The sequence below is a fragment of the Tritonibacter mobilis genome, from assembly GCF_001681715.1.
GTDB lineage: Bacteria > Pseudomonadota > Alphaproteobacteria > Rhodobacterales > Rhodobacteraceae > Epibacterium > Epibacterium mobile.
In genome coordinates, this window is record NZ_LNWY01000005.1 from 256041 (window position 1) to 269003 (window position 12963).

At 59.1% G+C, this 12963-nt stretch carries 10 protein-coding genes; 9 read left to right on the forward strand and 1 reads right to left on the reverse strand.

What is annotated here, in order from left to right; genetic code table 11:
* The first annotated feature begins 19 nt into the window (after window positions 1-19).
* From tsaE to trxA, 6 genes are read left to right on the forward strand one after another with little or no spacing between them, the layout of a single operon-like run.
* A complete protein-coding gene (gene tsaE / locus UB90_RS05300) occupies window positions 20-496 on the forward strand; it encodes a tRNA (adenosine(37)-N6)-threonylcarbamoyltransferase complex ATPase subunit type 1 TsaE (protein ID WP_065325604.1) in 477 nt (158 codons plus the stop codon).
* Window positions 493-1491, forward strand: a complete 999-nt coding sequence (locus UB90_RS05305; RefSeq protein ID WP_065325603.1) for an aminoglycoside phosphotransferase family protein — start codon at window positions 493-495, stop codon at window positions 1489-1491. The genes tsaE and UB90_RS05305 overlap by 4 nt, the downstream gene beginning before the upstream one ends.
* Window positions 1488-2177, forward strand: a complete 690-nt coding sequence (locus tag UB90_RS05310; protein WP_204161367.1) for a nucleotidyltransferase family protein — start codon at window positions 1488-1490, stop codon at window positions 2175-2177. Before UB90_RS05305 ends, UB90_RS05310 begins: the two co-directional genes overlap by 4 nt.
* Complete coding sequence (addB, locus tag UB90_RS05315) at window positions 2170-5103, forward strand: double-strand break repair protein AddB (RefSeq protein ID WP_065325601.1); 2934 nt, start codon at window positions 2170-2172, stop codon at window positions 5101-5103. The genes UB90_RS05310 and addB overlap by 8 nt, the downstream gene beginning before the upstream one ends.
* Window positions 5100-8465: a double-strand break repair helicase AddA gene (gene addA / locus UB90_RS05320; protein WP_065325600.1), complete on the forward strand. Its 3366-nt coding sequence runs from the start codon at window positions 5100-5102 to the stop codon at window positions 8463-8465. The genes addB and addA overlap by 4 nt, the downstream gene beginning before the upstream one ends.
* Window positions 8466-8500: 35 nt before the next feature.
* The gene (gene trxA / locus UB90_RS05325; protein ID WP_227512115.1) at window positions 8501-8848 is read left to right on the forward strand and encodes a thioredoxin; all 348 of its coding nucleotides are present in this window, start codon (window positions 8501-8503) and stop codon (window positions 8846-8848) included.
* A gap of 692 nt (window positions 8849-9540) precedes the next feature.
* Here trxA and UB90_RS05330 read toward each other — a convergent pair.
* Complete coding sequence (locus UB90_RS05330) at window positions 9541-9735, reverse strand: DUF1127 domain-containing protein (RefSeq protein ID WP_005616102.1); 195 nt, start codon at window positions 9733-9735, stop codon at window positions 9541-9543.
* 234 nt (window positions 9736-9969) lie between these two features.
* On the opposite strand from UB90_RS05330, the gene hslV reads away from it, so the two are divergent.
* The 3 genes from hslV to hslU are packed head-to-tail and all read left to right on the forward strand — an operon-like array spanning window position 9970 to window position 12905.
* Window positions 9970-10527: an ATP-dependent protease subunit HslV gene (hslV, locus tag UB90_RS05335; RefSeq protein ID WP_005616104.1), complete on the forward strand. Its 558-nt coding sequence runs from the start codon at window positions 9970-9972 to the stop codon at window positions 10525-10527.
* On the forward strand, window positions 10524-11579 hold the full coding sequence (locus UB90_RS05340; RefSeq protein WP_065325598.1) for a hypothetical protein: 1056 nt from the start codon (window positions 10524-10526) through the stop codon (window positions 11577-11579). The genes hslV and UB90_RS05340 overlap by 4 nt, the downstream gene beginning before the upstream one ends.
* A 15-nt stretch (window positions 11580-11594) precedes the next feature.
* Entirely contained in the window at window positions 11595-12905 is a 1311-nt protein-coding gene (gene hslU / locus UB90_RS05345; RefSeq protein ID WP_065325597.1) for an ATP-dependent protease ATPase subunit HslU, read from the forward strand.
* The last annotated feature ends 58 nt before the right edge of the window (window positions 12906-12963 follow it).

Genomic DNA, 12963 nt, shown 5'->3' on the forward strand with positions numbered 1-12963 from the left:
GCAACGTCATTGTGGCGCCATGACAAAACGCTCCGCGACCTGCCGACTGCCCAGCAGCGAGGCAACATCAGAATTGGCCCACAACATCGCCCGGATCCTCGTTCCGGGCGATGTTGTCTTGCTTGAAGGGCCTATTGGCGCCGGAAAAACCCATTTCGCCCGCAGCCTGATCCAGTCCCTGATGGACGTGCCCGAGGACGTACCCTCTCCGACCTTCACATTGGTTCAGACCTATGATGTTCCATCAGGTGAGTTGTGGCACGCAGATCTCTACCGGCTATCGCATGTGGATGAGGTCGAAGAACTCGGGCTGATCGCCGCATTTGACGACGCAATCTGCCTGATTGAGTGGCCCGACAAACTCGACGATCTTTGCCCCAACGACGCACTCACGCTGCGCCTCTCGCTGGACGCGGAGATAGAAGACGCCCGACAAGCGGAGTTTGTTTGGAGCGCTGAGAAATGGAACATACGTCTCGAAGGGATCATGCCATGACCACGCGCGAGATAGAAATTGCGCGCTTTCTGGCCGCGCATGGCTATTCCAGCTGGAACGCTGCCCCGCTCGCCAGTGATGCTTCCAGCCGCCGGTATCAACGGCTGACATCCCAAACCGGAGACAGCGCGGTCTTAATGGACTGGCCAGCCGTTGATGGAGGTGACACGCGTCCTTTTGCCGTGCTTGCGGAGTATTTACGCGCGCTTGGCGTCTCGGCGCCTGCGATCCTTGCACAAGATCATGCACAGGGTTTGCTGCTGATAGAAGATCTCGGCGATGCCCTGTTCACCGAAGTGATCGCCGATGATCTGACGATGGAACTGCCACTTTACGAGGCCGCGGTGGATCTTCTGGTGCGTCTTCACGACGCGAAAGTGCCGGACTTGCCATCCCTTGAACCTCGTATCATGGCAGACATGACCGCGCTCGCGTTCAGCGAATACCGGTACACCGTACTTGGCGACACCGCAGACCAAATCCGCATGCAGTTTGAGCAGAGGTTTGAGGCAATCTTAGGTGATCATTTAGACGGCGATATGGTCTTTGTTCATCGCGACTTTCACGCCCAGAATCTGCTCTGGCTGCCAGAACGGCAAGGCATTGCCAAAGTCGGGGTCATCGACTTTCAGGACGCCAAAGCCGGTCATCTTGCCTATGATCTGGTGTCGCTGTTACAGGATGCCCGCCGCGATGTCCCTGCTGGCGTCGAGATGCAGATGATTGACCACTATATTCGTCAAACGGGTGTGGATGAGTCCAGATTTCGCAGCGCTTATGCTGTGATCGGTGTACAGCGCAATATGCGAATTCTTGGCATTTTTGCGCGCCTGTCAAAGCAATTTGGCAAACATCACTATATCGATCTTGTACCGCGCGTCTGGGATCATTTCGAACGAGGGCTGAGCCACCCCGCCCTCGCCAGCGTGGCGGAGGAGTTGCTCTCCGCCCTGCCCGCCCCAACCCCTGAGGCCATGGAAAGGCTGCGCGCATGACTGCCCCAACTGCTGTTATGATCTTTGCTGCCGGATTTGGCACGCGCATGGGGGCGCTCACCGCCGACAGACCAAAGCCGATGATCCCCGTGGCTGGACGGCCACTGATTGATCATGCGCTGGATCTGGTCTCTGACATCTCGCCCCAGCGCGTTGTTATCAATACGCATTATAAGGCCGAGGTTCTGACGACCCACCTAGAAGGGCGTGATGTCCTCATCAGTCACGAGGAGGACGAAATCCTTGATACCGGTGGTGGGCTGAAACAGGCGCGCGCCCTACTCGACGCGACCTGCAGCTATACGCTGAACCCCGATGTTGCATGGCGAGGGCCCAATCCTCTCATGGTGTTACGGGACGCTTGGCGACCGGAACACATGGATGCGCTTTTGCTTTGTGTGCCGACCGCGCGCGCCGTGGGGCGATTGGGGGCCGGCGATTTCACCGCAAGTAACGCAGGTCACATTACCCGTGGTGGCGATCTCGTCTACACGGGTGCGCAGATCATCAAACTCGACCAGCTGGATCGCGTGACTGAAAAGTTTTTTTCCCTCAACGCGTTGTGGGATCTTCTCATTCCCGACGCAGGCGTTTCGGCGGTTGAATACCCCGGCCACTGGTGCGACGTGGGTCGCCCTGAAGGCATCACCTTGGCCGAAAACATGATCGCGCATACAGATGTTTGACCCCAGCCAGACCACACCGCGTCTGTTCGCCGTTCCTTGTGGTGTGGATTTCCCGCGCGCGCTTGTGGATGGGCTAAGCCAGCGATTTGCAGATCAGCCACCAGAGGCGCTGGCCCGAGTTGAGTTGATCCTGAACACCGAACGCATGCAGCGCCGGGTGCGTCAACTGTTTGACAGCGGCCCGGCGCGGCTTGTGCCACGTGTCTCGCTGCTCTCAGGCCTCAGCAAACAGGCCAATCTGCGCGGTCTGCCCCCGGCATTGCCGCCGCTGCGCCGTCGGTTGGAGCTGTCACAACTGATTGCAAAACTCCTCGATGCGCAGCCCGATCTGGCGGCGCGCTCGTCACTCTATGATCTCTCGGATAGTCTGGCCGAACTGATCGACGAGATGCAAAGCGAAGGCGTGACCACGGACCAGATCCGCGCGCTGGATGTGTCTGATATGTCCGGGCACTGGAAACGCGCGCAGGATTTCATCGGCATCGCCGATCAGTTTGTCGAAATGCACGAAGGCGCGCTCGACGTGAATGCGCGGCAACGGCAGGTGGTTCTGGATCTGATTGCGGAGTGGGAACACACGCCCCCGCAACACCCGATCATCCTGGCAGGCTCCACCGGTTCGCGTGGTACCACGCTCTTGCTGATGGAAGCCATTGCGCGCCTGCCGCAGGGCGCTGTGGTCCTGCCAGGGTTCGACTTTGACCAACCAGAGGACGTCTGGGACAGTCTGGCCGACGGGTTGGTCGCCGAAGATCACCCGCAGTACCGCTTTTTCAAGTTGATGCGCGATCTTGATCTGCGCCCGCGCGACATTCGCGCTTGGGTCAACACAAAACCTGTTTCCCCACCGCGCAACAAGTTGATTTCGCTGGCTCTGCGCCCAGCGCCCGTGACCGATGCATGGATGACCGAAGGCCCGCATCTGACCGAACTCGACCAAGCCACAGGCGCGTTGACGCTCATCGAGGCCGCAAGCCCCCGGAACGAGGCCTTGGCAATTGCACTGCGCCTGCGTCAAGCCGCCGAGAACGGGCAGACTGCGGCATTGATCACACCGGATCGGATGCTTACCCGTCAGGTCTCTGCCGCGCTGGATCGCTGGAACATCCTGCCGGACGATTCCGCGGGTCTGCCGCTACAGCTGTCGCCACCGGGTCGGTTCCTGCGCCATGTCGCGGATCTGTTTTGTCGACCATTGCAGGCCGATATGCTGCTGACGCTGCTGAAACACCCGTTGACCAACTCTGGGGAGTCGCGTGGTCACCACTTGAAGCAGACACGCGAGCTAGAGCTCAGCCTCCGAAAATACGGCCCCCCATTTCCTGACGAAAATTCACTTCGCAAATTCGGGCTGACCCGAGGGGCAATTCCCGAATGGGCGGAATGGGTCGCGACAACGTTTACAGGACGTGAAATCTCCGGACCTCTTATACTAACCGACTGGGTTGCAACATTACGAGCGACCGCTGAGAAGATCGCGCGCGGTTATCAACATTCCGATGCTGGCGAACTCTGGGACAAGAAGGCCGGGCGCAAGGCGCTTGAGATTTTTGAAGAGCTTGAAGCAGAGGCACCCCATGGCGGCGAAATGACCGCCCGCGATTTTGCGGACCTTCTGGGCGCGCTGCTGTCACAAGGCGAAGTGCGTGATCGCGATGCGCCCTATGGGTCTATCATGATCTGGGGCACTCTGGAGGCACGGGTGCAGGGCGCTGATCTGGTCATCCTTGGCGGGCTGAATGAGGGCAGCTGGCCCGAAGCCGCAAGCCCCGATCCATGGCTCAACCGCAAACTGCGCCACGAGGCCGGTTTGCTCTTGCCAGAGCGGCGCATTGGTCTGTCGGCGCATGATTTTCAGCAGGCGGTCGCGGCACCCGAAGTCTGGCTCACCCGCGCGATCCGTTCGGAAGAGGCCGACACAGTGCCCTCGCGTTGGCTCAATCGAATGACCAACCTCCTGGGTGGGTTGCCGGATCAGGGCGGTCAGGCCGCGCTGTCCGCGATGCGCATGCGAGGGCAAGTCTGGCTGGATTGGGCCAGCGTTCTGGATGCACCTTTACCCTCACCGCTCAGCCCCCGGCCCTCGCCGCGCCCGCCGGTTGCAGCAAGACCCCGTCGTCTGACGGTGACAGAGATCCCCAAACTGATCCGCGACCCTTATGCGATCTACGCCAAACACGTGTTGCGGCTGAAACCTGTGGACCCTTTGTTGCAAGAACCAGACGCCCTACTGCGTGGCACCATCATCCATAAGGTGCTGGAAGATTTCATAAAATCCGCTCAGGAACAGCCAGAAACTCTCACCGCCCGTGCGTTTATCGAACAATCACAGCGCGTCTTGGAGGCGGAAGTGCCATGGCCGGTTGCCCGCACGCTCTGGCTGACACGCTTGAAAAAAGTGGCCGAGGATTTTGTCGCTGGTGAGCGGGAGCGCCAATTGCGTGCCCGCCCGTCGGGGTTTGAGAAATCCGGTCAGGTCCGCCTTGATCCCCTCGATTTCGAGATTGCCGCCAAGGCCGACAGGATTGATGTGGATGAGCGCGGCATGCTGCATCTTTATGACTATAAAACCGGGGATCCGCCCTCGGAAAAACAACAGAAATCCTTTGAAAAGCAGCTCTTGATCGAGACCGCCATGGCGGAGCAAGGCGCATTCGAGGACTATGGTGCAGCACGGGTGGAACGGTCCCTCTACATCGGGCTGAAGCCTCCGGTGAAAGAGGTCGCGGCCCCTATTCTGGATGAACCACCCGCCAAAGTCTGGGAAGAGTTGCGCAGCCTGATTGAGGCATATTTTGACGCCGAACAGGGCTACAGCAGCCGCCGCATGGTGCACCGGGATGACTTTGCCGGGGATTACGACCACCTCGCCCGCTACGGCGAATGGGATCGCAGCTCGGACCCTGTGCCGGAGGATTTGACATGAGCCGCAACGCCGCGTCCGAGGCGCAGTTTCGCGCCGCCCGCCCCGATGCCTCCACATGGCTTGCGGCCAATGCCGGATCAGGCAAGACCAAGGTTCTGACCGACCGGGTTGCACGGCTGCTGCTACGCGGGGTGGAACCGCAACATATTCTCTGCCTGACCTACACCAAGGCCGCCGCCAGCGAGATGCAGAACCGGCTGTTTCAGCGTTTGGGGGAATGGGCGATGCTGCCCGATGCCAAACTGCGCGCGGCACTGGTGGACCTTGGTGCCGAAGATGCCTCTGTCGGGGATGAGCTGGCGCAGGCACGCACCCTTTTTGCGCGCGCGATCGAGACGCCGGGTGGTCTCAAGATCCAGACCATTCACTCGTTCTGTTCGTCGCTTCTGCGCCGTTTCCCGCTGGAGGCCGGTGTCAGCCCGCAGTTTTCCGAAATGGAAGATCGCGCGGCCGCCATGCTGCGTGCGGAAATAACCGAGGACATGGCGCAAGGCCCCGACGCACATGTGGTCGAGGCCGCTTCCTTTCATATCGGTGGTCTGGATTTTGAGAGCCTGACAGCCGAGATTTGTCGCCGACAAGCTGGATTTGACCCCGACCTCGACCGCAATGCGCTGGGTGAAGTGTTCGAGCTGCCCGCTGGCTATGATCTGGAGGCGCTGAGATCCGAGGTGTTTCTCGGCAGTGAGGCCGACATCCTGTCGCGCACCATCGAGATGCTGAAGACCGGCGGGGCGACGGATATCAAGAACGCCGAGAAGCTCGCGCGGATTTCCTCCGTCACACCCGATGTCCTGCCCATTCTGGAGGATGTGTTCCTCACCGGGAAAAGCGCAAAAGAGCCCTTCAGCGCCAAAATCGGCAGCTTTCCCACCAAGAAACTGCGCGAAAGCCATGGCACGCTGATGGATCAGCTGGAACCTTTCATGGCGCGGGTCGAAACAGCCCGCCCCCGTCGTCTTGCGCTGGATGCGATGGAGAAATCGCTCGTCCTGCACGATTTTGCCCGGGTGTTCCTACCGGAATATGAGCGGCGCAAACAGCTGCGTGGCTGGCTTGATTTCGACGACCTGATCGTCAAGGCCCGTAACCTTCTGAATGATCCAGCGGTCGCGGCTTGGGTGCTCTATCGTCTGGACGGCGGCATCGACCATATCCTTGTGGATGAGGCGCAGGACACCAGCCCGGTGCAATGGGATGTGGTGGAAAAACTGGCACAAGAGTTCACCGCTGGCGAAGGTGCTCGCGCCGATGTTGAGCGTACAATTTTTGTGGTCGGCGACAAGAAACAGTCGATCTATTCCTTTCAGGGCGCGGACCCGGATGCCTTTGATCGCATGCAGGCGGAGTTCGGGCGCAGGCTCGAGGAGACCGGCGAGGGCTTGCAGAACGCAAGTCTTGCGTTTTCGTTCCGCTCCTCTGCGGCGATCCTTGGTCTGGTTGACGTGGTGTTTGATGGTCAGGATCGCGCCGGGTTTGCGCGCGACGCCAAACACCAGGCGTTTAAATCCGACCTGCCGGGACGGGTGGACCTGTGGCCGCTGGTGGAAAAAACAGAGGATGAGGAAGACCGCGATTGGACGGACCCGGTCGACCGCCCAAGCCCGCGCCACCATTCCGTAATCCTCGCCGAACGGATCGCCGGGCAGATCAAGGAGATGATCGACAGCGGCGTCACCATCCCCGAAGATGGTCCAGAGCGTGGCACATTCCAGCGCCGCCCCGTGCATGCGGGCGATTTCCTGATCCTTGTGCAGCGCCGGTCGGACCTGTTTTCCGAGATCATTCGCGCCTGCAAGGCCGCCGGGCTGCCAATCGCCGGCGCAGACCGCCTCAAGGTTGGGGCCGAGTTGGCGGTGAAGGATATTGCAGCCTTGCTGCGGTTTCTCGCGCTGCCCGAGGATTCCCTTTCACTTGCCGAAGCCCTGAAATCACCGATCTTTGGCTGGAGCGAGCAACAGCTCTTTGACCTCGCGCACCGACGCACAGAGATGCACCTCTGGCCTGCTTTGCGTGCGCGATCTGAGGCATTCCCCGAGACGATGGCCATCCTCGATGATCTTCGGGGTCAGGCGGATTTCCTGCGCCCCTATGATCTGATCGAACGTATCCTGACCCGCCATCTGGGCCGCGCAAAATTGCTGGGGCGGCTTGGCACCGAGGCGGAGGATGGCATCAACGCGCTGTTGTCGCAGGCCTTGGCCTATGAACGCACGGAGGTGCCAAGCCTGACCGGGTTCCTTGTCTGGATGCAGACCGATGATCTGGAGATCAAGCGCCAGATGGGGGCTGCAAGTTCCATGATCCGGGTGATGTCGGTGCATGGCTCCAAGGGGCTGGAGGCCCCGATCGTGATCCTGCCCGACACCACCAAGCGCCGCCCCTCGCCCGCGCCAGAGGTGATGGAGGTCGAAGGCACGCCCCTATGGCGTATGAGCAGTGACCAGATGCCACCGGCCATGGATGCCGCCCGGGCGTTTGCGCAGGAAAAACAGGCCAACGAACGGTTGCGACTGCTCTATGTGGCGCTGACGCGGGCGGAAAAATGGCTGATCGTGGCCGGGGCTGGTGATCTCGATAAGGGCGGAGACAGCTGGTATCAGCGGGTTGAAGCGGCCCTGAAAACCATGGGCGCCCTGCCCTTTGACGCCCCGGGCGGAGACGGCTTGCGGTGGGCGCATGGGGACTGGAATGCCCTGCCTTTTGTACCGTCCGATCTGACCGAAGAAGAAGAGATCACGCTGCCAGACGTCTTTCGCAGTGCAGCCCCCGCCTATGTGGCGCCCGCAGCAACCCTGCGCCCGTCCGAAGATCTGGGCGGGGCCAAGGCCTTGCCCGGTGACAGTGGCCTCAGCGAAGAAGAAGCCAAGGCCCGCGGCACGGCGCTGCACCTCCTGCTCGAACATCTGCCGAATGTGCCGCAGGCAGATTGGGACAGTCGCGCTGAACATATCGCGCAGCATGATGACTGGCAGGTCCTCCTAATAGAGGCGCGTCAGGTGCTCTCTTCGCCCGAGTGCAAAGAGATATTCGCGCCGAACACACTGGCCGAAGTGCCCATCACCGCAGATCTGGGTGATACCCGTATGCATGGCATTATCGACCGACTGGTGGTGACGCCCGACCGAGTGCTTGCGGTCGATTTCAAATCCAACGCGGTTGTCCCCCAAAGCCCTGAAACCTGCCCCGAAGGTCTGTTGCGGCAGATGGGGGCCTATGATGCAGCACTGCGCCAGATCTATCCGGATCGCCAGATCGAGACAGCGATCCTCTGGACGCGCACTGCCACTCTGATGCCGCTTCCGGTCACCTTGATCACACAGGCGCGTGAACGCGCTGGTTTCCAGCGGCTGGAACCTTGACGTCGCCTGCTCGCGTCCATAGGTTCCGGGTCCAGTTGCCAAACTTCTCAGGAGACATACCCATGTCCACCGTAGCCGTTACCGACGCGACCTTCGACGCCGAAGTCAAGAATTCCGATGTCCCCGTAGTGGTGGACTTCTGGGCCGAATGGTGCGGCCCCTGTAAACAGATCGGCCCCGCTCTCGAAGAGCTGGCCGCCGAATACGGCGACAAGGTGAAAATCGCCAAAGTCGACGTTGACAGCAACCCGAACGCCGCCGCCGCAATGGGCGTGCGTGGCATTCCTGCGCTCTTCGTCTTTAAGGATGGCCAAGTGGTATCAAACCGCGCAGGTGCCGCCCCAAAAGCTGCACTCAAAAGCTGGATCGACGAAGCCATCTGAATACTAGATGCTGAAAACAACACGAAAGGGCGCAAGTAATTTGTACCTTTTGTGATTCTTTTCTTAGGTCTTTGATTTATAAGAAAAGAAAATAATTGACCGGTGAATCCCACTAGGATTTATTGGAGAAGCTACACCTGATTCGCTACGCGATCAGTTATTAGAAACCCGCAATGAGTGTTTATCTCATTGCGGGTTTTTCTTTAATTATAGGTACTTAATATGCCTACACACAACATCTTGTGCTCATGTCAGATTATTCCCTTGATATTGGTAGGTCAGCCGATAATCTGTAATCGCTCGATGAGCAAAGGGGTCGCGTAGCGAATTAGGTGTAGCAACCAAACTCACGTTGCGCGGCTCCTTCTTAACCTAGATTGATAAGGAGCCTCCAAATGGCTAACAAACCAATTGGAACTACAGCAAGAACTGGCGAGCTTTGCCCTGAAAGCGGTGTCTGGGAGTCGATGGACTACCCTTCAACAACTGCCCCGATAGCCATAAGGAACCGAATGCCACCGCATGGTGGAAAAGCGGTTACATGGAAGTTAATTCGCTACGCATGAAATAGAAAAAGGCGCGTCCCGAGGGAGGCGCCTTTTTTCATGGCGGATCGGCTCGCCAACCCCGGACAAAGGAAAAGCCGCCCTGCGTCAGGACGGCTTTTACGCTACCGGATATGTCATCGAGCGTTACAGCGCCGCGATGTCGGCACGGGTCAGGCCGATGTCTTCCAGTTGGTCGTCGCTCAGCTCGGACAGAGCTTTGCGGGTAATGCGAGCTTCATTCCAGTCAGCGAAGTTGCTGCGCAGGTTGAAGAAGAAGTCGACTGCGCGCAGAACTGCGACGGAGCCGGCCGGTGCAATAACGTTGCTTGCGTTTGCCATGATCGTGTTCCTTGATGGTTCCAGCCGACCCCTTGTCGGTTGTTGATGCTCATGTACGATCGTGCAGCGAGTCTCACAATTGCCTATTCTTCAGCCCCGTCTTGCACCCAGTGCATAGCAATTAAGCAGTTATTAAACTTTACACCCAGCCCTTTGAACCACCCTGATCGGCCCCTGCCCTTGCGGCGGACTGGCGATACTTCCATATAGGTCAGCAAAGAAACGGAGGCTTTTATGGCAGAGGATCAATTCCCCGGCTGGCACGGCACCACAATCATCGGCGTCCGCAAAGGGGACGAGGTTGTGGTTGCAGGTGACGGACAGGTGTCGCTGGGACAGACCGTGATTAAAGGCAGTGCGCGCAAGGTGCGCAGGCTATCGCCCGGCGGATATGATGTCGTGGCGGGTTTTGCCGGTTCAACCGCCGATGCCTTCACCCTGCTGGAGCGGCTCGAAGCCAAGCTGGAGGCAACTCCCGGACAGCTTCAGCGCGCAAGTGTGGAACTGGCCAAAGACTGGCGCACCGATAAATACCTGCAAAAGCTCGAGGCCATGCTGATCGTCACAGATGGCAAGGAGCTCTATGTCATCACTGGCGCAGGTGACGTGCTGGAGCCGGAACATGACGTGGCTGCCATCGGGTCGGGCGGAAACTTCGCGCTGGCTGCGGCGCGGGGCATGATGGACAGCGACCGTGATGCAGAAACAGTGGCCCGTGACGCAATGGCGATCGCCTCAGACATCTGCGTCTACACCAACGGCAACCTCACGGTGGAGCGTATCAGTAAATGATATCGCGCGATGATCTCAGGGCGGCTGTCGGCTCCGGGCTACTGTCCGAAGCACAGGCGGCGTCTTTGTCAGCACTCGCAGACAGCCGACGCGGTGCGCGCGAGGATCTTGCGCCGGGGGATGAGCCATTTGAGCTGTTCAAAGGCTTCAATGAGATCTTTATCGTCGTCGGCCTCGTGATCCTCGCGATGGGTTGGGTCGCGGTCAACACCGCCTCCATGCTCACTGAGATCGTCAATTATCGCACTCAGGCCACTTCGGCTGCTCTGTTTGGTGCGGTGATCCTTTGGGGACTTTCCGAATATTTTATTCGCCGCCGCCGCATGGTCGCCCCCGCCATCGCCCTGTCGGTGATGTTTGCCGGAAACGCCGCAACCGGGTTCATCGCACAATACGCCCAGCCCTTCATGATCGCGCAGGAGGATTATTCGTCCTTGCCGATGGCCCTAGGGCTTTCGACGCTGGCGCTTTTTGTATTTTGGGGCCGGTTTCGCGTGCCCTTTGCCATGGCGCTGATCGCGCTTGGCTTGTTCGCGGTTGCCCTAATCGTTGCAGCCGATCAATCCGGCGTTCCCACCGAGCTGGGTGATCTGTTCCTGCTGAGTGCCAATGGCCCGTTTGCATGGATCACATTGGCGGTGGGCCTGTTGGTCTTTGCGGTCGCTATGGCCTTTGACCTCAGTGATCCCCACCGCGTGACCCGCCGTTCCGCCCAGGGCTTCTGGCTGCATGTGGTGGCGGCCCCCGCGCTGGTGAATACCATTGCGCTGTCGCTCCTTGAACGCGATCAAGGGGTGGTGCTTGCACTGGTTCTTGGCTTCTTCGCGCTCATTGCCATCGTGATTGACCGGCGGTCGTTTCTGATTACCGCCATCGGCTATATCGTAGCCCTGAGCACAACCGTCTTCGATAGCGAGGGCACCGGGATCAGTATCCTGATGCTTGGTGTGGTTCTGGTGATCCTTGGTGCCTTCTGGGCCCGGATTCGCGCAGTGCTGCTCTCGCTCTTATCTGGTGTGCTGCCGCTTCATCGGCTGCCACCTTCTCACTGACCTCAAGGGATAGACATGACTGATCTGACCCCCCGCGAAATCGTTTCCGAACTCGACCGGTTCATTATTGGCCAAAAGGATGCCAAGCGCGCTGTCGCCGTAGCTCTGCGCAACCGCTGGCGGCGCAAACAGTTGCCGGATGATCTGCGCGACGAGGTGCATCCAAAGAACATCCTGATGATCGGCCCCACCGGCGTCGGCAAAACCGAGATCTCGCGCCGTCTGGCCAAACTCGCCCGCGCACCTTTCATCAAGGTAGAGGCCACCAAGTTCACAGAGGTTGGATATGTCGGTCGCGACGTTGAGCAGATCGTGCGTGATCTGGTGGACACGGCCATCGTGCAGACCCGCGACCACATGCGTGAAGACGTGAAGGCTAAGGCGCATCAAGCTGCCGAAGACCGTGTCCTCGAAGCGATCGCAGGTAGCGACGCCCGCGAGAGCACGCTGGAGATGTTTCGCAAGAAACTCAAAGCGGGTGAGTTGGACGACACGGTGATTGAATTGGACATTGCCGATACTTCCAACCCAATGGGCGGTATGTTTGAAATTCCCGGTCAGCCGGGCGCAAACATGGGGATGATGAATCTCGGCGATCTGTTTGGCAAAGCCATGAGCGGGCGCACCACGCGCAAAAAACTCACTGTATCAGAGAGTTATGATGTGCTTATCGGTGAAGAAGCCGACAAGCTCTTGGACGATGAAACCGTCAACAAAGCGGCCCTCGAAGCAGTTGAGCAGAACGGCATCGTCTTCCTTGATGAGATCGACAAAGTCTGCGCCCGTAGCGACGCACGCGGTGGCGATGTCAGCCGCGAGGGTGTGCAGCGTGACCTGTTGCCGCTGATCGAAGGCACCACCGTCAGCACCAAACATGGCCCGGTCAAAACCGACCACATCCTGTTTATTGCCTCCGGGGCGTTCCATATCGCGAAACCCTCGGATCTGCTGCCGGAACTGCAAGGCCGTCTGCCGATCCGTGTCAACCTGCGCGCCCTCAGCGAAGAGGATTTCGTGCGTATCCTGACCGAAACCGATAACGCGCTGACCCGTCAGTATGAGGCGCTTTTGGGAACGGAAAAGGTCAAAGTCACCTTCACCAAAGAGGGCATCCATGCGCTTGCCCAGATCGCAGCGGAGGTGAACCACACTATTGAGAACATAGGTGCACGGCGTCTTTATACGGTGATGGAACGGGTCTTTGAGGAAATCTCCTTTGCCGCACCGGACCGTTCTGGTGAGGAAATCACCGTGGACGAGGCCTTTGTGAACAAGAACCTGGGCGAATTGACCAAGTCTACCGATCTCAGCCGCTACGTCCTCTGACGAATATCGCTATCGGTGGCTAGACCTTTGCGCATCATTCGCTACCTTGCCCGAGACT

What these genes read in the sequence shown, in the direction of transcription:
- addB (WP_065325601.1), top strand. Translation starts at nt 2,170, where the DNA reads ATGTTTGACCCCAGCCAGACCACACCGCGTCTGTTCGCCGTTCCTTGT.
- hslV (WP_005616104.1), top strand. Translation starts at nt 9,970, where the DNA reads ATGGCAGAGGATCAATTCCCCGGCTGGCACGGCACCACAATCATCGGC.
- tsaE (WP_065325604.1), top strand. Translation starts at nt 20, where the DNA reads ATGACAAAACGCTCCGCGACCTGCCGACTGCCCAGCAGCGAGGCAACA.
- UB90_RS05330 (WP_005616102.1), bottom strand. Translation starts at nt 9,735, where the DNA reads ATGGCAAACGCAAGCAACGTTATTGCACCGGCCGGCTCCGTCGCAGTT.
- addA (WP_065325600.1), top strand. Translation starts at nt 5,100, where the DNA reads ATGAGCCGCAACGCCGCGTCCGAGGCGCAGTTTCGCGCCGCCCGCCCC.
- UB90_RS05340 (WP_065325598.1), top strand. Translation starts at nt 10,524, where the DNA reads ATGATATCGCGCGATGATCTCAGGGCGGCTGTCGGCTCCGGGCTACTG.
- UB90_RS05305 (WP_065325603.1), top strand. Translation starts at nt 493, where the DNA reads ATGACCACGCGCGAGATAGAAATTGCGCGCTTTCTGGCCGCGCATGGC.
- UB90_RS05310 (WP_204161367.1), top strand. Translation starts at nt 1,488, where the DNA reads ATGACTGCCCCAACTGCTGTTATGATCTTTGCTGCCGGATTTGGCACG.
- hslU (WP_065325597.1), top strand. Translation starts at nt 11,595, where the DNA reads ATGACTGATCTGACCCCCCGCGAAATCGTTTCCGAACTCGACCGGTTC.